The 22,537-nt window shown below is 69.4% G+C and carries 23 protein-coding genes; 17 read left to right on the top strand and 6 right to left on the bottom strand.

The window, feature by feature from the left end; all coding sequences use genetic code 11:
- Positions 1-11 precede the first annotated feature (11 nt).
- Complete coding sequence (locus tag SSMG_RS42210; RefSeq protein ID WP_009072743.1) at positions 12-827, top strand: NBR1-Ig-like domain-containing protein; 816 nt, start codon at positions 12-14, stop codon at positions 825-827.
- A gap of 125 nt (positions 828-952) precedes the next feature.
- Here the strand turns inward: SSMG_RS42210 and SSMG_RS03220 are convergent, their stop codons facing one another.
- Positions 953-1,963, bottom strand: coding sequence for a GlxA family transcriptional regulator (locus tag SSMG_RS03220; RefSeq protein WP_009072741.1), 1,011 nt, complete (start codon positions 1,961-1,963; stop codon positions 953-955).
- A gap of 43 nt (positions 1,964-2,006) precedes the next feature.
- Between SSMG_RS03220 and SSMG_RS03215 the strand changes: the two genes are divergently transcribed.
- Together SSMG_RS03215 and SSMG_RS03210 are read left to right on the top strand one after the other, a co-directional pair.
- Positions 2,007-2,708, top strand: a complete 702-nt coding sequence (locus SSMG_RS03215) for an NAD(P)H-dependent oxidoreductase (protein ID WP_009072740.1) — start codon at positions 2,007-2,009, stop codon at positions 2,706-2,708.
- 31 nt (positions 2,709-2,739) lie between these two features.
- Positions 2,740-3,618 carry an SRPBCC family protein gene (locus SSMG_RS03210; RefSeq protein ID WP_009072738.1) on the top strand — a complete coding sequence of 293 codons (879 nt, stop codon included), beginning with the start codon at positions 2,740-2,742 and terminating at the stop codon, positions 3,616-3,618.
- 43 nt (positions 3,619-3,661) lie between these two features.
- Here SSMG_RS03210 and SSMG_RS03205 read toward each other — a convergent pair whose 3' ends face one another.
- Positions 3,662-4,480, bottom strand: a complete 819-nt coding sequence (locus SSMG_RS03205) for a GNAT family N-acetyltransferase (RefSeq protein WP_199785778.1) — start codon at positions 4,478-4,480, stop codon at positions 3,662-3,664.
- 83 nt (positions 4,481-4,563) lie between these two features.
- On the opposite strand from SSMG_RS03205, the gene SSMG_RS03200 reads away from it, so the two are divergent.
- The 3 genes from SSMG_RS03200 to SSMG_RS43150 are packed head-to-tail and all read left to right on the top strand — an operon-like array spanning position 4,564 to position 7,989.
- Positions 4,564-6,117 (top strand): PQQ-binding-like beta-propeller repeat protein, encoded by a 1,554-nt coding sequence (locus SSMG_RS03200; protein ID WP_009072734.1) that lies wholly within the window; start codon positions 4,564-4,566, stop codon positions 6,115-6,117.
- Positions 6,118-6,131: 14 nt separating this feature from the next.
- A complete protein-coding gene (locus SSMG_RS03195; protein WP_009072732.1) occupies positions 6,132-7,769 on the top strand; it encodes an acyl-CoA carboxylase subunit beta in 1,638 nt (545 codons plus the stop codon).
- A 7-nt stretch (positions 7,770-7,776) separates the two neighbouring features.
- Entirely contained in the window at positions 7,777-7,989 is a 213-nt protein-coding gene (locus SSMG_RS43150; RefSeq protein WP_009072730.1) for an acyl-CoA carboxylase epsilon subunit, read from the top strand.
- Between the two features lie 57 nt (positions 7,990-8,046).
- Here the strand turns inward: SSMG_RS43150 and SSMG_RS03190 are convergent, their stop codons facing one another.
- The gene (locus SSMG_RS03190; protein ID WP_009072729.1) at positions 8,047-8,451 is read right to left on the bottom strand and encodes a hypothetical protein; all 405 of its coding nucleotides are present in this window, start codon (positions 8,449-8,451) and stop codon (positions 8,047-8,049) included.
- Between the two features lie 12 nt (positions 8,452-8,463).
- A complete protein-coding gene (locus SSMG_RS03185; protein ID WP_009072727.1) occupies positions 8,464-9,075 on the bottom strand; it encodes a TetR/AcrR family transcriptional regulator in 612 nt (203 codons plus the stop codon).
- 73 nt (positions 9,076-9,148) lie between these two features.
- Here SSMG_RS03185 and SSMG_RS03180 point away from each other — a divergent pair, with 73 nt between their 5' ends.
- Positions 9,149-10,453 (top strand): MFS transporter, encoded by a 1,305-nt coding sequence (locus tag SSMG_RS03180; RefSeq protein WP_009072725.1) that lies wholly within the window; start codon positions 9,149-9,151, stop codon positions 10,451-10,453.
- Between the two features lie 61 nt (positions 10,454-10,514).
- On the opposite strand, the gene SSMG_RS03175 is transcribed toward SSMG_RS03180, so the two are convergent.
- Entirely contained in the window at positions 10,515-11,300 is a 786-nt protein-coding gene (locus tag SSMG_RS03175) for an IS5 family transposase (RefSeq protein WP_037712391.1), read from the bottom strand.
- Between the two features lie 532 nt (positions 11,301-11,832).
- Between SSMG_RS03175 and SSMG_RS03170 the strand changes: the two genes are divergently transcribed.
- The 4 genes from SSMG_RS03170 (at position 11,833) to SSMG_RS03155 (ending at position 16,594) form a co-directional block, all read left to right on the top strand.
- The gene (locus SSMG_RS03170) at positions 11,833-12,465 is read left to right on the top strand and encodes a PadR family transcriptional regulator (protein ID WP_009072721.1); all 633 of its coding nucleotides are present in this window, start codon (positions 11,833-11,835) and stop codon (positions 12,463-12,465) included.
- The gene (locus SSMG_RS03165; protein ID WP_009072719.1) at positions 12,446-14,065 is read left to right on the top strand and encodes a DHA2 family efflux MFS transporter permease subunit; all 1,620 of its coding nucleotides are present in this window, start codon (positions 12,446-12,448) and stop codon (positions 14,063-14,065) included. Before SSMG_RS03170 ends, SSMG_RS03165 begins: the two co-directional genes overlap by 20 nt.
- Positions 14,066-14,532: 467 nt before the next feature.
- On the top strand, positions 14,533-15,144 hold the full coding sequence (locus tag SSMG_RS03160; protein WP_009072717.1) for a nucleoside triphosphate pyrophosphatase: 612 nt from the start codon (positions 14,533-14,535) through the stop codon (positions 15,142-15,144).
- Between the two features lie 103 nt (positions 15,145-15,247).
- On the top strand, positions 15,248-16,594 hold the full coding sequence (locus tag SSMG_RS03155) for a dicarboxylate/amino acid:cation symporter (RefSeq protein WP_009072715.1): 1,347 nt from the start codon (positions 15,248-15,250) through the stop codon (positions 16,592-16,594).
- A gap of 4 nt (positions 16,595-16,598) precedes the next feature.
- Here SSMG_RS03155 and SSMG_RS03150 read toward each other — a convergent pair whose 3' ends face one another.
- The gene (locus SSMG_RS03150; RefSeq protein WP_009072714.1) at positions 16,599-17,318 is read right to left on the bottom strand and encodes a hypothetical protein; all 720 of its coding nucleotides are present in this window, start codon (positions 17,316-17,318) and stop codon (positions 16,599-16,601) included.
- A 29-nt stretch (positions 17,319-17,347) separates the two neighbouring features.
- Here SSMG_RS03150 and SSMG_RS03145 point away from each other — a divergent pair, with 29 nt between their 5' ends.
- The 6 genes from SSMG_RS03145 (at position 17,348) to SSMG_RS03120 (ending at position 22,534) form a co-directional block, all read left to right on the top strand.
- Positions 17,348-17,668, top strand: coding sequence for an SAV_915 family protein (locus SSMG_RS03145; protein ID WP_086024940.1), 321 nt, complete (start codon positions 17,348-17,350; stop codon positions 17,666-17,668).
- Positions 17,669-17,805: 137 nt separating this feature from the next.
- A complete protein-coding gene (locus tag SSMG_RS03140) occupies positions 17,806-19,563 on the top strand; it encodes an acetyl/propionyl/methylcrotonyl-CoA carboxylase subunit alpha (RefSeq protein WP_199786144.1) in 1,758 nt (585 codons plus the stop codon).
- 54 nt (positions 19,564-19,617) lie between these two features.
- Positions 19,618-20,166, top strand: a complete 549-nt coding sequence (locus tag SSMG_RS03135) for a DUF1707 domain-containing protein (protein WP_009072708.1) — start codon at positions 19,618-19,620, stop codon at positions 20,164-20,166.
- 8 nt (positions 20,167-20,174) lie between these two features.
- A complete protein-coding gene (locus tag SSMG_RS03130) occupies positions 20,175-20,558 on the top strand; it encodes a DUF1707 domain-containing protein (RefSeq protein ID WP_009072706.1) in 384 nt (127 codons plus the stop codon).
- Complete coding sequence (locus tag SSMG_RS03125; protein WP_009072704.1) at positions 20,543-21,814, top strand: sensor histidine kinase; 1,272 nt, start codon at positions 20,543-20,545, stop codon at positions 21,812-21,814. Before SSMG_RS03130 ends, SSMG_RS03125 begins: the two co-directional genes overlap by 16 nt.
- Before the next feature lie 186 nt (positions 21,815-22,000).
- Entirely contained in the window at positions 22,001-22,534 is a 534-nt protein-coding gene (locus tag SSMG_RS03120; RefSeq protein ID WP_100266696.1) for a GNAT family N-acetyltransferase, read from the top strand.
- Positions 22,535-22,537: the final 3 nt, after the last annotated feature.

The following is a 22,537-nucleotide window of genomic DNA, read 5'->3' as shown; positions in this document are numbered from 1 at the left end:
CAGGGAGAGCGATGGGCGACGGGCAATCTGCCGCCGAGGTGCTCTCCGCGGAACTGGCCGCGCTGCGCGCGCGGGCCGGGAATCCGTCGTTCCGCAAGATGGCCGACCGCTCCGGCCGGATCTCGCACACCACCCTGCACGAGGCGGTCCGCGGCACCCGGTTCCCGTCGTGGGACACCACGCGCGAGTTCGTCCGGGCGTGCGACGCGGACGAACAGCAGTGGCGGCGACGCTGGGAAGAGCTGAAGGGCGTCCCGCCCGAGCCCGCGGTTCCGGTCGAGGTCGCTGTTGTCAACACAGCGGCGGAACCGGTGCTGATCACCGCGGAACCGGCCGCCCCGGAGAAGCCCCGCCGCCGCCGTAAATACGCGCTGGCCGCGGTCGCGTTCGTCGTCGTGCTTCTCGCCGTCGTCGCCGCGATCGTGGTGCCGAAGCTGAAGAGCGGTGCCCTGGTCGACGTCGGCGCGCGCATCCCCGGGGACAACTCCAAGTTCGTCGGCGACGTGACCGTGCCGGACGGCACCGTCATTCACGTCGGCGAGACCGTCCAGAAGGTGTGGGAGCTGCAGAACACCGGTTCGGTCGTCTGGCACCAGCGGTACCTGCAGCGGATGGACCTGCCCGCGAGCCCGGGCTCGTGCCGCACCCCGGACCGGGTGCTGATCGGCGACACCCCGCCCGGCGACCACGTGATGGTGAGCGTCCCGCTGACCGCTTCGCCCGCGCCGGGGCGCTGCTGGATCGGCTGGAAGATGGTCGACGCGGCCGGCGCGGAGCTCTTCTCGACCCGGCGTCCGGTGTATGTGCTGGTGACGGTCGTCTCCTGACGCGTGTCAGATTCTGTAAGACCTGGTCACCGGGGTACCGAACACCCCGCTTCGCTCGCCAGGATGAAGGCCGCTGGGGGTCGGTCCGTGGCAGTCGCGCACCGCGCTGCCACGGACCGCCGCGTTCAGGCCGGACGCCGGAAGGTGGTCCGGTAGGCGCTCGGCGACACCCCGAGCGCGGCCTGCAGGTGCTGGCGCAGCGACGCCGCCGTCCCGAAGCCGCACGCCGCGGCGACCCGGTCGACCGGCAGCTCCGATTCCTCCAGCAACTGCCGCGCGCGCTCCACTCGCTGCTGGGTCAGCCACTGCAGCGCGGACATCCCGACCTCGTCCCGGAACCTTCGCGTGAACGTCCGCGTGCTCATCGACTCGCGCATCGCCAGGTCACGCAGCGTGATCGGCTGGTCGAGATGCTCCAGCGCCCACGCCCGCGCGGCGGAGGTGGACGACGACCGCGGCTCCGGCACCGGACGGCGGATGAACTGGGCCTGTCCGCCCTCGCGATGCGGCGAGACGACCGTGCCGCGCGCGACCTCGTTGGCGACCGCCGCGCCGAAGTCCCGGCGGATCATGTGCAGGCAGAGGTCGATGCCGGAAGCGACGCCCGCCGAGGTCAGGACGTTGCCGTCCTCGGTGTAGAGCACGTCCGCGTCCAGGCGCACCCGCGGATACTCCAGCTGGAATTCGCAGGCCGAACGCCAGTGCGTGGTCGCGCGGCGGCCGTCGAGCAGCCCCATCGCGGCGAGCACGTACGCGCCGGTGCAGATCGAGGCGATCCGGCTGTCCGGGCGCACCAGGTTCATCGCGTGCTTGAGCTGCTCGGTCAGCTGGTGTCCGGCGGGCTCGTACTCGAGCGACGACGCGGGGACGATCACCGTGTCGGCCTCGGCCACTGCCTCCGGGCCCTGCTCGACCGGGATGGTGATGTCCGCGTCGGTGCGGATGTCGCCGGGCTCCGGCGTGCAGGTGACCACCTCGTACAACCGCTCGCCGGAAGCGGATTTGGCCTGGCCGAACAGCCGGTGGACGATGCCGAGCTCCATCACGAGCATGCCGTGCCGCACCAGCACCGCGACCTTGTGCCGCTCCGGATGACGGAAAACACCCATGGCCCGATTCTTGCACAAGGTGGCCATCGGGCCACTGGTTTGGCCGTTTCGCCGGTTGCACCCTGGCGTCATGAACGTCTTGTGGATCTACGCCCATCCGGACCCTGCCTCGCTCAACGGCGCGCTTCGCGACGAGGGCGTCGCGACCCTTCGCGATCTCGGCCATGACGTGCGCGAATCCGACCTCTACGCGATGCGCTGGAACCCGGTCGTCGACGAGATCGCGACCGTGCCCGAGGACGTCCGGATCGAGCACGAAAAACTCGACTGGGCGGACACCGTCGTCGTCCAATTCCCGCTCTGGTGGGCGGACACCCCGGCCATCCTGAAGGGCTGGTTCGACCGCGTTTTCGTGCAGGGATACGGCTACGACTACCGCGACGAAACCGGCCACACCCTGCGCTACGGCAACGGCGTCCTGGCCGGGAAACGCGCGATGGTCATCGTCACCGCCGGGGCGCACGAAGAAAGTCTCGGCCCGCGCGGCGCGCACGGTTCGCTGGACGACCTGCTGTTCAACGTCCAGCACGCGACGCTCTTCTACACCGGCATGACCGTCCTGCCGCCGCTCAAGGTGACCGGCACGAACCGGATGACGCCGGAGAAGTTCGAGTGCGTCGTCGAGCAGCTGCGCAAACGTTTGCACTCCCTGGAAACCACCGATCCGCTGCCGTACCGGACCCAGGACGGCGGCGACTACGACCGGCGGCTCGTCCTGCTTCCCGAGGTCGCCCCAGGTCAGACCGGGTACGCGGCGCACCTGACGGCTTGACCCGTATATACCTCCGTGGTTATATACGGGCATGGCGATCCTGCGAACCACCTCTGGCGGACGACCGAGCGTCAAACTCGAACGGACCCTGGCCCATCCGCCGGAGAAGGTGTGGCGCGCGGTCACCTCGCCGGACGAGCTGGCGCACTGGTTCCCGGCCGCGGTCGCGCTGCCGGAATCCCCGGCGCCGGGCGGGAAGATCACGTTCACCTTCACCGAAACCGGGGACGTCAGCGAGGGCGAGATCATCGGCTACCGGCCGCCGGAGGTCTTCGAGTTCACCTGGAACTCGGACCTGATCCGGATCGAGGTGTCCGCGGCGGGCGCGGGCAGCAAGCTCGCCTTCACCCACGTGTTCAACCGCGGCGAGCCGGACATCGCCCTGCTCGGCGCGGGACGGCACGTCACCGGCTGGGTCGCCTGCCTCGACTCCCTCGAAGCCGCGCTGGACGGCCGGGAGCCGGAGATGCCGACCGACTGGCACGCGCGGATGGTGCACTACATCGAGGAATTCGGCCTGGAAGACGGCGAAGTCCTGGACGACGGCACCATCCGCTTCCGCCGGGACCTGGTCTGGCCGCCCGCCGAGGACGTCTGGAAGCGGCTGCCCCAGCCGGAAGCCGGGGCGGAGGTGCTGGAGTCCCGGCCGCCGGAGGTGCTGGCCTACACCTGGCTGCACGACGGGAAACCGGCTGGTCGCGTCCGGTGGGAAGTGACGGCGGACCCGCTGGACGGGGTGCGGGTGGAGCTGACCCAGACCGTTCCGGAGGAGCTGGCCGAGCAGCGGCCGGACCTGCTGACGGCCCGGCATGAGCAGCTGAACGCGTTGTTCGCCGGGACGTTCAAGGTCGAGCTGGAGCCCTGGTCGGAGGAGCGGCGCGCCGAGGTCCGGAAGCGGTACAGCTCGTGAGTGTTCGCGCCGGTTCTAACCGGCCCAAACACTCACGAGCACGCTAGCCGAGAGCGGTGTTGTACGGCGAAAACCGCCTCTCGGCCGGGCCCGGCAACGCTTTCCCGTGGAGCACCAGCCGCGGGGCGGGAGCATGGACCCCGAGCCCGCGGGCCTCGCACCACGCCGACAACTCCGGGAACCGATGGTCGACCGCCAGCCGAAGATCGCCGGAGGTGGTGCGGGCGATGCCGCGGATCAGCGCGCGGGCCTGGTCCTCGTCCGCGGCCACCACCGGACCGATCACCAGCACCCCGGCCTGCGCGGTGCCGAGCGCGTAACCGTCGTCCGTCACGTGGACGTGCTCGGCCTCGAACAGCATGCGGTGCAACAACTCCCGGCGCGCGAAGCCCTGGGACGCACTGTCCAATTCGTACACTCGCGCCACGTCCGGCGGACCGATCGGGCGCGACGCCGGACCACCGTCGTCGACGAACCGGCCGCGATGGTCGTTGCAGCCGCCGTCGAACTCGAAGCCCATCGATTCGTACAGCGGACGCGCGTTTTCCGTGGTGTGCAAGGACACGACCGCGTCCCCAGCCTCTTCGAGCGCCTGTGCCGTGACGCGCCGGCCGAGCCCCTGCCGAGCGAACCGTTCCGCCACGACGACCATCGACACGCTCGCGGTCGGCCCGGTCCGGGTGAGCACCGCCGTCGCGGCGAGACCGCCGTCCGGGGCGTCGATGCCGAATCCGCGGCCGACGTCCAGCAGCATCGCCCATTTCCGTTCTTCGCGCGGCCACCCGCGATCGGTTCCGAGGTCGAGGCAAGCGGACAGGTCGGCGGGCCCGAGCGAGCGGACCGAGGCGTCGGCGAGCAGCACGTTCCCCACCCTAGGCCGGGGAACGGCCGCTTTGGCCAGCTCGACGCCGAAAATTCAACTGACGCCCGGCATAGGCTTCGCTGGTGACCGACTCCGAAGTGCTGACCGTCCAGCAGATTCTCGGCGACGGCCGGTTCGCCGAAGTCGGCGCGGTGCGGCTGACCGAGGCCGATTCCCGAACGGGCTATGTGGCCGTCGGGGGTTCGCTCGGGCGACCGGTGTGGGCCGGGAACAGCGTGGAGAGTTCGTCCGAGCCGACCGCGTGGAACAGCGTCGGCGTCTACCGCGCTGACCCGCTCGAATGCGTTCACCTCGTGCGCCTGCATTGGCCGGTCAATGCGTTGGCGTTCCATCCGGAGCTGCCGATCCTGGCCATCGGCTCCGGGTCATACGACGGCGGCTATTGCTACGAAGGCGAGCTGACCGTCCTCGACCTCGAATCCGGCCGTGCGACGTCTTTGCTGAAGGACCGCCGTGAGGTCACCGAACTTCGCTGGCGCGACCACCGGATTCTCGACGCGAAGGTCTCCGTGCTCGACGAGTACGAGGAAGAACAGTGCGGCTTCTCCACGATGGCCGTTGCCATCGACCTGCCGGACTGGCGAGCGGCGAAAGCCCGTTCGCTGCAGGTCGACGGCCCGGCTGCCGAACCGGCCGAACCACTCGCCGCGGTTGCCGACGGAAATCACCGGCGGCAAGTGTGGGCGGTCGCCGCGCTGGCCGACGGACGGATTCTCGCCAGCCTTGAACACGTCGCCGCGGAGTGCTGGTCGGCCACCGGCGAACGCCAATGGTCCGTGCCTACCTCGGGCGTCGGCTGCCAGCTCTACGTCGACCCTGCCGAGAACAGCGCCGCCTTCACCAACTCGTGGGGTGGCTGGACCCGTTCCGGCACGACGGTCGAACGCGTCGAACTGGCCGACGGATACTCCGAAGCGCTCCGAACCTTCGATCGCCCCGCCGTGGTCGTCACCGACGAAACCGGGCGGCTCGCGATCCGCCCGCAATCCGGGCCGACCGAGGTGCTGCCCTCGGAAAGCCGCGTCGACCTCGGCGGCTACGACCTGATCAACCACTTCTTCGACATCCGCCGGGCTCCCGCCCTCCTGTTCCTGCAAGGCCTGGGACACAAAGCGCACCAGGACAAATGGGTCGTCGCCTTCGATCCCGCACGGCGGCAAACCGAGCGCTTGTTTCCTCTCGAATGGGACCCGGCCCGGAACCGGCACCTCTTCGGCGGCCCCGGCGTGTTCGTCGACGGCTCGCTCGTCCACGCCACCGCGATCCACAACGGAGCCGGGCTCCTCCCCGGCAACTGCTGCGTCGTCCGGCGCTCCTATCCCGACGGAAAGGCCCAGTGGGTCTTCACCGCCGACCACCAGGTCACCGCGATGGACACCATCGGGTGCACCGTCTACGCCGCGTTCAACTCCGGCGAGATCGTCGCGCTCGACGCGACCGACGGACGCGTGCTCGGACGACAACATCTGCAGGTCAACGGCCATCCCGCCGTCCCGCTCTCGCTGAGCGCGCGAGCCCCGGGCCGGCTCGTCGTCGGCACGCTCGACGGTCGCGTGCTCGTTTGCGAGACGACGCCGAGAGAGTCCTACGCCACACGCGCGGCAACCGCGCAGTAGCTAAGCTCCGCCACATGAGCAGTGCGACGCAGCCGCTCGGGACGCCGCCCGAGGGAGAACCGGACATCCACACGACGGCCGGCAAGCTCGCGGATCTCTATCGCCGCTACGACGAGGCCGTGCACGCCGGTTCGGCGCGCGCGATCGAGAAACAGCACGCCAAGGGCAAGAAAACCGCCCGCGAGCGGATCGATCTGCTGCTCGACGAGGGCTCGTTCGTCGAACTGGACGAGCTGGCGCGGCACCGCTCCACGAACTTCGGGCTGGAGAAGAACCGTCCGTACGGCGACGGCGTCGTCACCGGCTACGGCACCGTCGACGGACGTCCGGTGTGCGTGTTCAGCCAGGACGTCACCGTGTTCGGCGGCGCGCTCGGCGAGGTCTACGGCGAGAAGATCGTCAAGGTGATGGACCTGGCGATCAAGACCGGCCGCCCGATCATCGGCATCAACGAGGGCGGCGGCGCGCGCATCCAGGAGGGCGTCGTCTCGCTCGGCCTGTACGGCGAGATCTTCCGCCGCAACACGATGGCGTCGGGCGTGATCCCGCAGATCTCGCTGATCATGGGCGCGAACGCGGGCGGGCACGTCTACTCCCCCGCGCTCACCGACTTCGTCGTGATGGTGGACGAGACGTCGCAGATGTTCATCACCGGACCGGACGTCGTGAAGACGGTGACCGGCGAGGACGTCACCTTCGAGGAACTCGGCGGCGGGCGCACGCACAACACCAAATCGGGCGTCGCGCACTACCTCGGCTCCGACGACGAGGACGCCATCGCCTACGTCAAGGAACTGCTCTCCTACCTGCCGCAGAACAACCTGTCCGAGCCGCCGGAGTTCGACGCGAACCAGCCGCCCGCCGGGTTCTTCGAGAACGTCACCGACACCGACCGCGAGCTGGACACCCTCATCCCGGACTCGCCGAACACGCCGTACGACATGCACGAGGTCGTCACCCGCGTGCTCGACGACGGCGAATTCCTCGAGGTGCACGAGCTGTTCGCGCCCAACATCCTGGTCGGGTTCGGCCGGGTCGACGGGCAGAGCGTCGGCGTCGTCGCGAACCAGCCGACGCAGTTCGCCGGCTGCCTCGACATCGACGCGTCCGAGAAGGCCGCCCGGTTCGTGCGCACCTGCGACGCGTTCAACATCCCGGTGCTGACCTTTGTGGACGTTCCCGGCTTCCTTCCCGGCACCGACCAGGAATGGAACGGCATCATCCGCCGCGGCGCGAAGCTGATCTACGCGTACGCGGAGGCGACCGTCCCGCTGATCACGGTGATCACGCGCAAGGCGTACGGCGGCGCGTACGACGTGATGGGTTCCAAGCACCTCGGCGCGGACGTCAACCTGGCCTGGCCCACCGCGCAGGTCGCGGTGATGGGCGCGCAGGGCGCGGCGAACATCGTGCACCGGAAGACGCTCGCGAACGCGGCGGCGGAAGGTCGCGACGTGGACGCGTTGCGCGCCGAGCTGATCCAGGAGTACGAGGACACGCTGCTGAACCCGTACGCGGCCGCCGAACGCGGCTACGTCGATTCGGTGATCGTGCCCGCGCACACCCGCGGCCACATCGCCAAGGCGCTGAGCCTGCTGCGCACCAAGCGCGAATCGCTGCCGCCCAAGAAGCACGGCAACATCCCCCTGTGAGGCCGCGATGACGGACACTCCCCTGCTCCGCGTAGTCCGCGGCAACCCGGACGACGCCGAACTCGCCGCACTCACCGCGCTGGTGGCCGCTGCCGCGTCGGCGCCCGGGCCCGCCCCCGCACGACGGCGCACGTCGTGGTGGGGCGACCGGGCAGCCGCGGTACACGCACCGGTGGCGGCGGGTGACGGGGCTTGGCGGGCCTCGTCGTTGCCTCGCTGAGGTTTTCGTGAATGGTGGCACCGGTTCTCATCGGTGCCACCACGCACCACCGGGGCCTCACCGCCCCCGCTGAGCCCACTCCGGCGCGTCCGCACCCGCGTGCGCCAGCAACTCCTCCCGGGTGATCGAACCCAGCGGTCCGACCCCGCGCAGCAGCAAGTAATCACCCGCGTCGGCCTGATCGTGCTCGATCTCGACGTCCTCGGCGTGGTAGTTGTCCGTCCAGACGATCCGGACCTGGCAGCCGCCGTTCTGGGTAAGGGCGTGCACCTGCTCGACGGTCGCGAGCCGCGCCATCGGTTCCGATTCCCAGCGCTGCTGCAGGAATCGCCAGCGCGAGGCCTGTTCGGCGGCGCGCAGCCGTTGGTCGAGCCCGCCTGCCCGGTCCCGGAAAACCCAGATCAACCCGGCCGCGACCGCGGCGGCGACAGCCAGCCCGACCAGCCACAAGACCGTTCCCATGTTTCCGGAAGCCTACTCGGGCCGATGCTCCCGGAGGAATCGCTCGACCAGGCCATTTGTGAACTCCGGCGGCACCGGCGCGCCGGTGACCAGCACGCGGTAGTGGATCGGCCCGACGAGCTGCTCGACCGCGCCGTCCAGGTCGAGATCCGACGGCAGTTCGCCGCGTTTCACGGCGCGTTCCAGCGGCAACCGATCGCGTCCGTGCTGGGCGCGGAGGTGTTCCTCGCGCAACTGGCGTGCCAGGTCCGGATCGTGCTGGGCCTGGCCGAGCAGCGCGCGCAACACCGCACCGGCGTCGGCGGTGGTCAGGAAGGACGCGATCGCGGCGAGGTGCGTACGGAGGTCCTCGCGCAGCTCGCCGGAGTCGGGCGGGGAGAGTTCCTCGACGAGGTCGTCGCCGAGGGCTTCGAGCAGAATGTCCACTTTGGACGGCCACCAGCGGTAGACGGTCTGCTTCCCGACCCCCGCCCTGGCCGCGATGCCCTCCATCGTGAGCCGGGCGAAACCGACCTCGACCAGCAGATCGTCGACCGCGTGCAGAACCGCGCGGCGCGCGTTCTCGCTGCGGCCGTAGCGGTTCCCGTGATGCCGGCGTCCGCCGGGCTCAGTGACGTCGACCACGTGCGGAAGTCTAGCCAAGACGCAACGTCTCGTCTAGCGTTACGAGCACCAGCTCACTAGGGGGTTCTCAGTCATGTGTTCCGCGTGCGGGGTGCCGGCGCACCAGCCCGAAGCCAAGGTTGCCGCGGCAGCCCCGCGCAAATTCGCGGCGCTGTACAACAAGGATTGCCGTCCGTATCTGATCGGCACCGGCCTGGCCATGATGGCCGACAATATCGAACACGTCATCACCTACTGGGTGCTGTGGGAGAAATTCCAGTCGCCCGCGCTGACCGGGTTCGAGGTGATCAGCCACTGGGTGCCGTTCCTGCTGTTCTCGGTGTATTTCGGCGGACTCGCCGACCGACACGACTGCCGCCGGATCATCCAGGCCGCGCAGGCGCTGTTCATGGCGGTGTCCGTGGCGTGGGGCGTCCTGATCGTCACCGACACGCTCGAAGTGTGGAACGCGTGCGTACTGCTGATTTTGCACGGCTGCGCGGGAGCGATCTGGGGACCCGGCGAACAGCTGATGCTGCACGATTTCGTCGGCCCGGCGGAATTGCCGAGCGCGGTCCGGCTCAACGCGACCTTCCGCAGCCTCGGCATTCTCTTCGGCCCGGTCGTCGGTTCAGCCCTGCTGCTCGGGCTGGGGCCGGTGGCGGGGATTTTCGTGAACGTCGCGTTCTACCTGCCGCTGACCATTTTCCTGTTCCGCACCAAGTTCACCGGACACACCCGAGACGGCGGAATCGTCCGCCGACCGCGCGTCGGACTGCGGGATTCGGTGCGGATCCTCAAGGAAATCAGCGGGAACCCGACGATGGTCGGGATGATCATCCTCGCCGGGCTCGGCGCGTTCTTCGTCGGCGCTTCGATGCAGAGTTCGATGCCGATCTTCGCCCAGGACCTCGGCGCGGGCAGCGCCGGAACCGCGTACGGCGTGCTGCTGTTCGCCAACGGCGCGGGCGGCGTGATCGGCGGAATCCTGCTGGAAGCGACCGGAAAGATCAAACCGAGCGTGTCCGCCGCGGTGTTCAGCACGGCGATTTACGGGATCTCGAGCCTGTTCTTCGCGATGACCGCCAGCTACCCGATCGCGGTGGCCCTGCTGGTGATCGGCGGGGTGGCGAACCTGGCGTCGATGTCGATCGGCCAGACCGTCGTGCAGTTGCTGGCGAAACCGGAGGAACGCGGCCGCGTGATCGGCGTGTACAGCGTGTCCGCCAACGGTCTTCGCGCGGGAAGCGGATTCACCGTGGGCCTGCTCGGGTCCGCGGTCGGGGTGCACTGGTCGCTGGGCCTCAGCGCGGCCGCGCTCACTGTCGGGACGGGGATCGCTGGTTGGTATTCGCTGGGCAGCCGCCGGGCTCGGCAGCTGCACCAGGTCACTGACTGAGCCTGCTCCGAAGACGATCTACCTCGCGGGTCGAGACTAAGAGGGCGTCTGAGAACTGATTTCACTGGTCTGTGTTGCGGGCGAGTCGTCGGGACATGGTCATGATCATGGCGATGTAGACCATGGTTTCGTGGTGTTCGGGGAGTGTCTCGTAGTCGCGGACGCAGCGGCGGTGTTTGGTGATCCATCCGAAGGTTCGCTCGACGACCCATCTGCGGGGCAGTACGACGAATCCGGTGGTGTCGTCGGTGCGTTTGACGATCTCGACGGTGAGGGAAAGGACCTGCTTGGCCCAGGCGACCAGGCGTCCGCTGTAGCCGCCGTCGGCCCAGACGTGGGCGATGGCGCCGAAGCGGGCGCGCAGTGCCGCCAGCAGCAGGTGGGCGCCGTCGCGGTCTTGGGTCGAGGCGGCTGTCACCACGACGGCGAGGAGCAAGCCGAGGGTGTCGGTGGCGATGTGTCGTTTGCGGCCTTTGGTTTTCTTCCCGGCGTCGTAGCCCGCGCTGGCGGCGGGCACGGTGTCGGCCCCGCGTACGGTCTGGGCGTCGATGATCGCGGCGGTGGGCAGCGGACGGCGACCGGCCCGCACTCGGACCTGATCGCGCAGTGCGTCATGAACCCGTTGCCACACACCGGTTTTGGTCCAGCGGCGGAAGATGTCGTACACCGTCATCGCGGGCGGGAAATCGCCGGGCATCTGCCGCCAGGCGATCCCGCCGCGGGCCAGGTAGAAGATCGCGTCCAGGACGAGACGCCGTGGATGTTTCTCGGGTCGGCCGCCCTTGTCGGTGATGTTGCCCGGCGGTGGCAGGAGGGGCTCGACGAGCGCCCACTGGGCGTCGGTCATCGACGAGGTCGGGTAAAACGGACACGGCGGCGATGGCGTGGCGCCCCGGTCGCCGTGGGCCGGGCACGACAAGCACGGGCACGTAAGCGACACTGACACACGAGCTCCTGGTAGGAACGGTTGGCGTAGGAACCACCAGTCCTACCGGGAGCTCACCCAACCTCAGGGCATCACCACGCCAACCGCCCTATCCAGTTCTCAGACGCCCTCTAAGACGGCTTCGCGGATGGCGGGTTGACGGCGGGCCAAAGCTGATTCGAGCAGCTCGGCTTGCTCTTCGACGCCCAGTGCTCGATACAGCGGAGGGACGGCTTCGGCCGAGAGGGCGCAGACGGCGGCGATGGTTCCGGGTCGACATCGGCCGTCGAACAGGCGATCGCCGGTTTTTGTCGGTGGTCGTGGTTACGCTCTCCCCATCTCGCAGCACCCATCACCGTCAGCGACAAGCTGCTCACCAGCATGGATTACCCTGGACCGCAGCTTGTTCCACACCGTATAGTCCACGTGGAATAACCCACGTGGGATCACCCGATTGGATCTTCTGGAGGACAGCGTCATGGTCGCGGCCAAGCTCACGGCACTGGGCGTCGCCGTGCTCGAGCTGCTGCACGAGCGGCCGATGCACCCGTACGAAATGGCTCAGCTCATGCGGGAACGGCACGTCGAAGCCCGCGTGAAGCTCAAGGCGGGGTCGCTCTACCACACAGTGGACCGGTTGCAGCGCAACGGTTTCGTCGACGTGGTGGAAACCCAGCGAGACGGCAAACGGCCGGAGCGCACGGTGTACGCCATGACGGCCGCGGGCAAAGACGCCTTCCAGGAACGAGCCCGGCAAATGCTGGGCGACGTGGTGCCGGACTACGGCGACATCCTCAGCGGGCTCGCCGTGATCGACGACCTCGGGCGCGACGTGGCGCTGCTCGAACTGGAGCACCGGATCACCCGGCTGCGCGCGGGCGTGGCCGCCGACGCGGTGCTCATCGAGCGGCTGGAATCCGACGGCACCCCCGAAATCTACTGGCTCGATTTCCGCTACAGCGCGGCGCAGCGGAAGTTCGAGCTCGCGTGGATCGAGCAGCTGTTCGCGGACCTCGACAGCGGCCGGATCCCTTTCCAGGACAACAAACTCAAGCTCAAGGAAGACGATGAACGCAAGACCGGTTAACCCGTGGGCCGCGCTCAGCGCGCTCTGCATCGGGTTCTTCATGATTCTGCTGGACACCACGATCGTGTCCATCGCGGTGCCCGCCATGCTGCAGCATCTCGGCGCCGGGCTGAACTCGGTGGTGTGGGTGATCAGCGTCTACCTGCTCACCTACGCCGTGCCGATGCTGTTCACCAGCCGCCTCGGCGACCGCTTCGGGCCGAAGCGCGTGTTCGTCGCCGGGCTCGTGGTGTTCACCGCGTCGTCGCTGTGGTGCGGCCTGTCCGGCAACGTCGAGATGCTGATCGCGGCCCGTGCCGTGCAAGGCCTCGGCGCCGCGCTGATGACGCCGCAGACGCTGGCATTCATCAGCCACCTGTTCCCGCCCGCGAAACGCGGCGCGGCGATGGGCGCGTGGGGCGGCGTGGCCGGCCTGGCCACGATCACCGGCCCGCTGCTGGGCGGCGTGCTGGTCCAGCACCTCGGCTGGGAGTGGATCTTCTACGTCAACGTCCCGATCGGTGTCATCGCCATCGCGCTGACGCTGTGGCTGGTGCCGGATTGGCAACCGAAGCACTCGCATTCGTTCGACCTGCTCGGCATCCTGCTGTCCGCGGCCGGGCTGTTCTGCGTCGTTTTCGGTGTCCAAAATGGACAGCAGTACGACTGGGGCACGGTCTTCGGCGGCATCACGGTCTTCGAAATCATCGGGGCCGGTGTGGTGCTGCTGATCGCCTTCGTGCTGTGGCAGCGCCGCAACCGCCGGGAACCGCTGGTGCCGCTGGCAGTGTTCGCGAACCGCAACTTCTCCGCGGGCACGCTCACCGCGACCACGGTCGGCTTCACGATGACCGGCATGTTCCTGCCGCTGATCATCTACATCCAGACGGTGCTCGGCCTCTCCCCCACCATGGCCGGTCTGCTCACCGCGCCGATGTCGCTGCTGTCCGGCGTGATCGCGCCCTTCGTCGGCCGGGCGTCGGACAAGATCAACGGCAAGTACCTGGTGATGGGCGGCCTGGCGCTGCTGGCCGCGGGCGTCGGCATCATCGCGCTGCAAGCGCGGCCGGACACGAGCCCGTGGGCGCTGATCCCGGCCCTGCTGGTGTGCGGCCTGGGCGTCGGCTGCATCTTCTCGCCGATGAGCAATCTGACGATGGCGTCGGTCGAACCGCGGCTCACCGGTACCGCGTCGGGCATCTTCAACACCGCCCGCCAGGTAGGCGGGGTCCTGGGCAGCGCCGCGATCGGCGTGCTCCTGCAGGCGAGGATCAGCGCGTCGATCACGAGCGAAGCCGCCACCGCCGCTGCGCGACTGCCCGAGCAGTACCGAGCGCCGTTCACCGAAGGCATCGCCCACGCCGCCGCCTCCACCGGCGAATTCGGCTCCTCCAGCGGCCCGGCTCCCATGCCCGGCCTTCCGGCGGACCTCGCCGAGCAAGCGGGCCGGCTCGCCAGCGAGGTCGTCCACAATGGACTCACCGACGCCGCCCGCGCCACGCTGATCCTGCCGATCGCGGTGCTGGTGCTGGGAGTCCTGTCGGCAGCGGCATTGCGCCGGGTGACCCCGCGGCCGCGCACGGCCGCGCCGCCCGCCCCGACTCCGGAACCGGCCCGATGACTGGCTGACCGGGAAGGCCGGAGAGCAGCAACGCGAACGGAGAGGGAGGGAGCGGGCGAACCCGGCGGAATCGGCGGCGTAGCACGCAATTCCGCCGGGTGGGCCGAGCGGGCAAGGACCGTGGCGAGACCTGAATTGGCCACGAGTGACAGGCATCGCCCGACGCGTCGATCGGCCGCTACCGGCTGTTCGGCGCGCTCTGGTCCGGCGGGCTCGATCGGGTCATGTCTCGGCAACGAAGCCGCGAGGTGATTCACTGCGTTGCCATCCGCGTACGGCCGGACGAGGGGGTCGAAGGCACCGGGGACCAGGAGAGCGGTCCGCGACGGCACGACCCGATCTGTGCCCAGCGAACGAGCGCGCCTCCCGTCGCCTGGCAGCCAGTGCGGATCCGCGCGTGGGGCCTCCCGATGCCCAGAAGCCCCCAGCGCTCCCCGGGTCCCGCCCGACCGAGGTAGCGTTCGACCGTGCGTCTAGTCCTCGCCTCCCAGTCCCCCGCCCGCCTCGCTGTGCTGCGCAGTGCCGGTCTCGATCCGGCCGTCGTCGTGTCCGGTGTCGACGAGGACGCCGTCGCGGCCGCGCTCACCGATCCCGAACCCGCCGAACTCGTCTTGGCGCTCGCGAAGGCCAAGGCCAACGCCGTGGTCGAGATGGTCTCCGAGCCGGACGCCGTGATCGTCGCGTGCGATTCCATGCTGTCCATCGGCGGCGAGATGGTCGGCAAGCCCGCCACCGCGGAGGTCGCGAAGGAGCGCTGGAGCCGGATGGCCGGTGGCTCCGGCGTCCTGCTCACCGGGCACGCCGTGGTCCGGCTCGACGGCGGGCAGCGCACCAAGGAAGCCTCCGGCACCCGGTCCACCACCGTGCACTTCGCCAACCCCAGCCAGGCCGAGATCGACGCGTACGTCGCCACCGGCGAACCGCTGCACGTCGCGGGGGCCTTCACGCTCGACGCGCTCGGCGGGTGGTTCGTCGAGGGCGTCGAAGGGGACCCGTCGAGTGTGATCGGGATCAGTCTTCCGCTGCTGCGCCAGCTCCTCGCCGAGGTGGGCGTCAGCGTCACCGAAATGTGGAAGTAGTTCACATATTGGGACGATGTGTCACTCGGACGAGTGATCGGGGAAAGTCGACTCCGGCCCGCACCCGGGTCAGCGGAAACTCTCGACCTCTCTGGGGTGGCACATGTCCTTCGTCAGGACGTACACCAAACCGCGCGTGTTCGCCGCGGCTGTCCTCGGCTCGCTTGTCGTGGGCGCCGGCCTCGGCGTGCTCGCGCGGACGACGGAAGCCGGCTGGCTGACCGACACCCTCGACCACATCGGCACGATCTTCACGACCCTGCTGCAGATCGCGGTGATCCCGCTGGTCTTCACGGCGATCGTGGTCGGCATCAACAGCCTCCGCGGCCTCGGCGGCGGCCGCACGGCCGCGCGGCTCGGCGGCAAGACCGTGCTGTGGTTCGCGATCACGTCGTTCATCGCCTCGCTGATCGGGATCGCGATCGGCAAGCTGTTCAACCCCGGCTCCGGCGGGCTCGGCGAGGGCGTCGCGGCCACCGCGAAGAACGCCGACAAGGCCGCGAAGAGCATGAGCCACTGGGGTTCCTGGGACGCCTTCATCAAGGGCCTGCTGCCGGAGAACTTCTTCTCCGCCTTCGCCGAGGGCAGCACGCTCCAGGTGCTCTTCCTCGCCGTCGTGATCGGCGCCGCCGCCTACAGCCTCGGCGAGAAAGCCAAGCCGTTCGTCGACTTCACCACCAGCGTCTTCGAAATCGTGCAGCGCTACCTCGGCTGGATCGTGCGTCTCGCGCCCATCGGCATCATCGGCCTGATCGGCGCCGCGGTCTCCAACTACGGCGACGCGCTGTTCCGCCCGCTGCTGTCGACCACGCTCGCGGTGTACGTCGGCTGCCTGCTGGTCCTGTTCGTCGTCTACCCGATCCTGCTGCAGTTCGTCGCGAAGGTGAGCCCGCTGACGTTCTTCGCCAAGGCGGGCACCGCGATCCAGTTCGCGTTCGCGTCGCAGTCGAGTTCGGCCACGCTGCCGCTGACCCGGCAGTCCGCGGTGAACCTCGGCGTCGACCCCGGATACGCCGCCTTCGCCACGCCGCTCGCCAGCGCGACCAAAATGGACGGTTGCGCCGCGGTGTTCCCGGCGATCGGCGCGATCTTCATCGCCAACCTCGCCGGGGTGCCGCTGAGCTTCGGGCAGTACGTCGGCATCGTGGTCGTCGCCGTCGTCGGCGCGCTGGCCACCGCGGGCACCACCGGCTGGCTGACCGCGCTCACCCTGACCACCGCGTTCATCGGCCTCGACGCCAAGCAGGTCGCGCTCGGCATCGCGCTGATCTACTCGGTGAACCCGATCATGGACATGATGCGCACCGCCACGAATGTCGCGGGCCAGATCGTGGTCCCGACGATCGTCGCGCGCAGCGAGGGCCTGCTCGACGACGAAATCCTCAGCACTCAGACCGCTCGGCCGAACCACCGCGACGAGGGCGGCGCCGCGCGGCCCGCCACCGCCTGACCGCTCAGGAGTTGCCGGAACACCGGCGCAGCTGGGATTTCTTCAGCTCGACGTCCGGCCAGCCGCGGAAATTCGACGGCGAGGTGACGGTGCTCGTGCAGCCCATCACCTCGCCGTCGAGTTCGTAGACCTCCGCCACCACCGGCGCCGCCTGGCAGCGCGGCGTGCCGGACACCGCCTGCGGGCATTCGTGCCGCACGACGATCACGTCCGGACGGCCGTCCTGGCTCACGTCATACAGCGACAACGAACCCGCGTCGGAGAAATACGGTTTCCCGTAGTCGCGCCACACCCCGCCGGACTCGGTGAGCAGTTCGCCGTACGAACCGCCGCCCGCGTCGCCGCGGATCAGGCACGCGGCGGTCGACCCGTCGAGGCAGCGCAAGGAAGTCGCCGTCAGCTTCGCGCCGAGGTTCGTGATCGCCAGTTCGAACGGCTGCTGCCCGACCTGGACCCGGCCCGATCCGCCCGCGGCATCCGCCAGCAACACGACCGGGGTACCGCCGACGCTCACCGCGGCCAACTGCCGGCACGGACCGTTTCCGCAGGTCGAAGACGGTCCCTCGACCGGAGCCGCCGCCGGCTCGCGCGGCGCCATGGTCACCGCGCCGTCCGGCTTCGGGCGCAGCACGACGACCACGACCAGCGCCGCCGCGGTGACCACCGCCGCGAGAACGGCGGTGAGCAGCGCGGATCGCGGGACGCGCTTCGGCCAAGTCCGCATAACCGAGACTGTAAGCGACCTTGCGCACCGTGGCCGTCTATGTTGTCGGAGTGACGAACCCCAACCTGCCCCCGGCCCTTTACCTGCCGACCGGGCCCGCCGGACCGACCACCGACGGCCAGACCGGAGCCAACGTCGAACTGCGCCGCACCCCGGACGGCCGCACCGCGCTGGTCGCGTTCACCGCGCTCGACCGGCTCGTCGACTGCTGCGGCGAACACCAGCCGTGGATCCTGGTCAACACCGAGAACCTGGCGCTGGTGCACCAGGTCAACCCCTACGACGTGATCGTGCTCGACTCCGAACTACCGGCCGAACTGCGGCATCAGGCCCCGGCCGGCCGGGTATAAACAGGACCGAACTGGGTGGTCCACCTCTCAATCCAGGCCCTGTCCTGGTCCGTAGACTCCCGGTTGACCAGCAGCGCCGCGACGGGCACGGGAGGTATGTGGTGAGCGAGCAGGACACCGCGAGCACAGGCGGTCCGGTGACCAAGGTCCTGATCGCGAACCGGGGCGAGATCGCGGTTCGCGTGATCCGGGCCGCGAAGGACGCGGGCCTGCAGAGCGTGGCCGTGTACGCGGACCCGGACCGCGACGCTCCGCACGTGCGCCTCGCCGACGAGGCGTTCGCCCTCGGCGGGAACACCGCGGCCGAGAGCTACCTCGCGATCGACAAGATCCTCGACGCGGCCAAGGGGTCCGGCGCCGATTCGGTCCACCCCGGGTACTGCTTCCTCTCCGAGAACGCCGACTTCGCCCAGGCCGTCCTCGACGCGGGCCTGACCTGGATCGGGCCGAGCCCGCAGTCGATCCGCGACCTCGGCGACAAGGTGACCGCGCGGCACATCGCGATGCGCGCGGGCGCGCCGCTGGTGCCCGGCACCAAGGAACCGGTGAAGGACGCCGACGAGATCATCGCGTTCGCCGACGAGCACGGCCTGCCGGTCGCGATCAAGGCGGCGTTCGGCGGTGGCGGCCGCGGCCTGAAGGTCGCCCGCACCCGCGAAGAAATCCCCGAGCTGTTCGAATCCGCGACGCGCGAGGCGGTGGCCGCGTTCGGCCGCGGCGAATGCTTCGTGGAGCGCTACCTGGACAAGCCGCGGCACGTCGAGGCGCAGGTGCTGGCCGACCAGCACGGCAACGCGATCGTCGTCGGCACCCGCGACTGCTCGCTGCAGCGCCGCCACCAGAAGCTGGTGGAAGAGGCCCCCGCGCCGTACCTGTCCGACGACCAGCGCGCCCGGATCCACGAGTCCGCCAAGGCCATCTGCAAGGAGGCCGGCTACTACGGCGCGGGCACCGTCGAGTACCTCGTCGCGGTCGACGGCACCATTTCCTTCCTCGAGGTGAACACCCGGCTGCAGGTCGAGCACCCGGTTTCGGAGGAGACCACCGGCATCGACCTCGTCCGCGAGATGTTCCGCATCGCGCGCGGCGAGAAGCTCCGGATCACCGAGGACCCGACGCCGCGCGGCCACTCGATCGAATTCCGCATCAACGGCGAGGACGCCGGCCGCGGCTTCCTGCCCGCGCCGGGCACGGTCACCAAGTTCGTCGCCCCGTCCGGTCCGGGCGTGCGCGTCGACTCCGGGGTCGAATCCGGCAGCGTGATCGGCGGGCAGTTCGACTCGATGCTGGCCAAGCTGATCGTCACCGGTTCGGACCGGCAGAACGCGCTCGAGCGCAGCCGCCGCGCGCTGGCCGAGTTCGAGGTCGAGGGCATGGCGACGGTGCTGCCGTTCGACCGCGCGATCGTGAACGACCCCGCGTTCGTCGGCGACGAAAACGGCTTCAGCGTGCACACCCGCTGGATCGAGACGGAGTTCGACAACCAGATCGAGCCGTTCACCGCGCCGGACGTCGAGGCCGAGGAAGAGGCGCCGCGGCAGAACGTCGTGGTCGAGGTCGGCGGACGCCGGCTCGAAGTGTCGCTGCCGGGCGGGTTCGCCCTCGAAGGCGGCGGCGCGCCCGCGGCGACGAAAGCCAAGCCGCGCAAGCGGGCCGGCGGCGCGAAGGCAGCGGTGAGCGGCGACGCGGTCACCGCGCCGATGCAGGGCACCATCGTGAAGATCGCGGTCGAGGAAGGCCAGCACGTCGAGGCGGGCGAGCTGATCGTGGTGCTCGAAGCGATGAAGATGGAGAACCCGGTCACCGCGCACAAAGCGGGCACCGTCACCGGGCTTTCGGTCGAGATCGGCTCCGCGGTCACGCAGGGAACGCAACTCTTGGAGCTCAAGGACTGAAGTTGTGCTGAATGTCGTGGGTGCCGCGCGCTCGCGCGGCCTACCATCGACTACGTGACTGAGGTTCCGTCTCCGCAGCTGCGGATCAGCGACCAGGAGCGCGAGTCCGCGCTGCACGCGCTCGGCGAGCACATGAGCGCGGGGCGGATCGACATCGACGAGTTCGGCGAGCGTTCCGCCCGGATCACCGCGGCCAAAACCCGGGGCGAGCTGGGCGAGTTGTTCACCGACCTCCCGGTGCCGCATCCGGTGTTCGGCGCGGGTGCGACCGCCGCGCCCGAACCGGCGGCACCGCCGGCACCCGTGCCGCGCGCTGCGTCCGGCGAGGTGGCCGCGCAGCAGCCGGAGTGGTCGGCAGGACAACGTGCCGTCGCCGCCTTGATCCCGCTGGTGTGGATCGCCGCGATCGCCCTGATCGCTACCGGCACCGCGGGATGGCCGGTGATCTTCGCGCCGATCGCGCTCACCGCGGTCGGCCGCGCGCTCTGGGGCAAGGGTTTCGAGCACCATGACCACCATCGCCACGACCGGCACCGCGAACGCCGCGAGGAGTTCCGGGCGATGCGCGACGAGCACCGGCGCCAGCGCCGGCTGGACCGCTGAGGCGGACCATGGCTGACCTGCGGCTGAGCGACGCCGAACGACAGGACGCGCTCGACGTCCTGTCCGAGCACGTCCGCACCGGACGCCTCGACATCGACGAGTACGGCAGCCGCTCGGCGAAGGTCACGTCAGCCAAACTGGTCAGCGAGCTGGTGCCGCTCTTCGACGACCTGCCGTCGCCGCGGCCGAGCGCGCTGCTGGCCACGGCCCGGCCGGAACCGGTCGTCCCGTCGGGCGGCAACGGCAAGCTGAGCGCGTTCGTGTGGCGGTATTCGGTGCCGCTTTCGATCGCGTTGGCGGTTCTCGTGCTCATCGTGACTCGCGGACGGTTGCTGATCGTGTTCGCGCTGCCGCTGCTGCTGATCCTGTTCAGCGGATGGCGGCGGCGCTGAGCGCGCCAGAACGCGCGTCGCGGCCGAGCCTGATGATGGGGCTGCGGCCGGGTTCGGTCGACCCGACGGCCGAGCGATGGGCGGGCCCGGTGTTCGCCGGGGTCGGGATTCTGGCGCTCGCGGTGTGCACGATCATCGCCGCCGGTCAGCCGCACGGCGACCCCGCGCAGTGGCGCACCACCCTGCTTCTCGCCGCGGCGAGCGGACTGTGGCTGCTGGTGCTGATTCCGGTTTTCCCGCGACGCACGCGCAAACCGTGGCTGGCCATCGGCTTCTTCCTCGTATTGCTGGCTGGCGCGACCGTGCTCACCTCGCGGCTGGACCCGTTCACCGCATTCGCTTCGGTCGGCTACCCGATCGCGTTCGTGTTGTTCCCGACGCGCTGGAGCATCTTCGCCGCGGCCGCGACGGCGGTAGTTCCGTTGCTGGCCAAGGGACTCTGGCAACCGTCACCACCCTGGATCACTGCGGTGTCGATCGTCGGGCCGATTCTGTACGTGGCGTGGTTCGTCGGCGCGGAGAATGAGCAACGCCGTCGTACCAACGAGAAACTCGCGCAAACGAACGCGCGCCTGGAAACGGCCTTAACGGAAAACGCCGCGCTGCACGCACAATTGCTCACCCAAGCCCGCCAGGCCGGAGTGCTTGACGAACGACAGCGGATGGCCCGCGAAATTCACGACACTGTCGCGCAGGGATTGACCGGCATTGTCACCCAGCTGCAGGCCGCCGACCGGGCCACCGAAGCCGCAGATCGGCAACGGCATCTCGCCCATGTGCACACGCTGGCGAAGGACAGTCTCACCGAAGCGCGCCGAGCGGTGCAGGCGTTACGACCGGAACCATTGGCGGACTCGCACCTGCCGGAAGCGTTGGCAGGCTTGGCAAATCGAGTGTCCGACACCTCTGGGACCAAGGTGACCGCTGATGTCGAAGGCGACGCGCGGCCGTTGCTGCCGGAGCTGGAAGTGACGCTGTACCGGGTGGCGCAGGAAGCCCTGGCCAACGCGGAAAAACACGCGCGCGCCAACCGGATCGGCATCACGCTGACCTACACCAGCGATCTGATCATGCTCGACATCCGGGACGACGGCCGGGGTTTCGCGCCTGGCGACCGCGGCGACGGCACCGGGTTCGGCCTGGAGGCGATGCGGCAACGCGTGCAACGAGTCGCGGGGTCGCTGACCATCGAGTCCGCGCGCGGGGAAGGGACCGTGGTGCACGCGGAGTGCCCGGCGATCCCTCCGCCCGCTTAGCCCAACCGCCACGCAGCGTCCCGGCGTGCTCGACGGCGAACTGGGTCAGCTTGTCCGGCGTTCCCGCAACGCGGCCAGGACGATCATCGCGGCTCGAAGCGGGCACGGATTTTTCACCCGGCCTCCGCCCCGGTCGTGACGCGGCACGCAGCCGTTTCGCGCCCGGAGACGGTTAGGCTCGAGGATGTGGAACCCGTGGAAATCAACGCGGGCGCGTACTACCTGCGTCAGCTGCGCGCGGACCGGAAGCTCGACGACCGGCCCGCGCTGATGGAGGCGTTCGCCGACCCGCAGCATCGGCGGTACGTGCTGAACTACCGGCTGCGCACCCCCGACGAAGCCACCGAATACGTGACCTTGCGCGCCGCGCAGTGGGCGTGCGACGAGCGCTGCTCGTGGGCGGTGGCCGAACCGGCGACCGGCCGCCTGCTCGGCGAGGTTGGGCTGCGCGACCTGGACCTCGCGTTCGGCACCGCCGAGGCGTCGGTGTGGACGCATCCGGCCGAACGGGGCAAAGGCATTGCGGCAGTAGCGCTTTCGGCCGCGATCCAGTTCGGCTTCGCCCGGCTGGGGCTCCAGGAAATCGCTTATCGGCACGACGAAAGCAACACCGCGTCCGCGGTGGTGGCGCGACGGGCCGGGTTCAGCCGCGTCGGGCCCGAGGAGCGGCCCTCGCCGACCGGGGAAACGCTCATCCGCTGGGTGCTCAAGCCCTCGTGAGTG

The organism is Streptomyces sp. AA4 (assembly GCF_000158875.1).
Taxonomy (GTDB): domain Bacteria; phylum Actinomycetota; class Actinomycetes; order Mycobacteriales; family Pseudonocardiaceae; genus Amycolatopsis.
The sequence above is the reverse complement of the archived record's forward strand: the minus strand, read 5'-3'. Positions and strand labels throughout refer to the sequence as shown.

What these genes read in the sequence shown, in the direction of transcription:
- SSMG_RS42210 (WP_009072743.1), top strand. Translation starts at nt 12, where the DNA reads ATGGGCGACGGGCAATCTGCCGCCGAGGTGCTCTCCGCGGAACTGGCC.
- SSMG_RS03220 (WP_009072741.1), bottom strand. Translation starts at nt 1,963, where the DNA reads ATGGCCACCTTGTGCAAGAATCGGGCCATGGGTGTTTTCCGTCATCCG.
- SSMG_RS03215 (WP_009072740.1), top strand. Translation starts at nt 2,007, where the DNA reads ATGAACGTCTTGTGGATCTACGCCCATCCGGACCCTGCCTCGCTCAAC.
- SSMG_RS03210 (WP_009072738.1), top strand. Translation starts at nt 2,740, where the DNA reads ATGGCGATCCTGCGAACCACCTCTGGCGGACGACCGAGCGTCAAACTC.
- SSMG_RS03195 (WP_009072732.1), top strand. Translation starts at nt 6,132, where the DNA reads ATGAGCAGTGCGACGCAGCCGCTCGGGACGCCGCCCGAGGGAGAACCG.
- SSMG_RS43150 (WP_009072730.1), top strand. Translation starts at nt 7,777, where the DNA reads ATGACGGACACTCCCCTGCTCCGCGTAGTCCGCGGCAACCCGGACGAC.
- SSMG_RS03190 (WP_009072729.1), bottom strand. Translation starts at nt 8,451, where the DNA reads ATGGGAACGGTCTTGTGGCTGGTCGGGCTGGCTGTCGCCGCCGCGGTC.
- SSMG_RS03180 (WP_009072725.1), top strand. Translation starts at nt 9,149, where the DNA reads ATGTGTTCCGCGTGCGGGGTGCCGGCGCACCAGCCCGAAGCCAAGGTT.
- SSMG_RS03175 (WP_037712391.1), bottom strand. Translation starts at nt 11,300, where the DNA reads ATGACCGACGCCCAGTGGGCGCTCGTCGAGCCCCTCCTGCCACCGCCG.
- SSMG_RS03165 (WP_009072719.1), top strand. Translation starts at nt 12,446, where the DNA reads ATGAACGCAAGACCGGTTAACCCGTGGGCCGCGCTCAGCGCGCTCTGC.
- SSMG_RS03155 (WP_009072715.1), top strand. Translation starts at nt 15,248, where the DNA reads ATGTCCTTCGTCAGGACGTACACCAAACCGCGCGTGTTCGCCGCGGCT.
- SSMG_RS03150 (WP_009072714.1), bottom strand. Translation starts at nt 17,318, where the DNA reads ATGCGGACTTGGCCGAAGCGCGTCCCGCGATCCGCGCTGCTCACCGCC.
- SSMG_RS03130 (WP_009072706.1), top strand. Translation starts at nt 20,175, where the DNA reads ATGGCTGACCTGCGGCTGAGCGACGCCGAACGACAGGACGCGCTCGAC.
- SSMG_RS03125 (WP_009072704.1), top strand. Translation starts at nt 20,543, where the DNA reads ATGGCGGCGGCGCTGAGCGCGCCAGAACGCGCGTCGCGGCCGAGCCTG.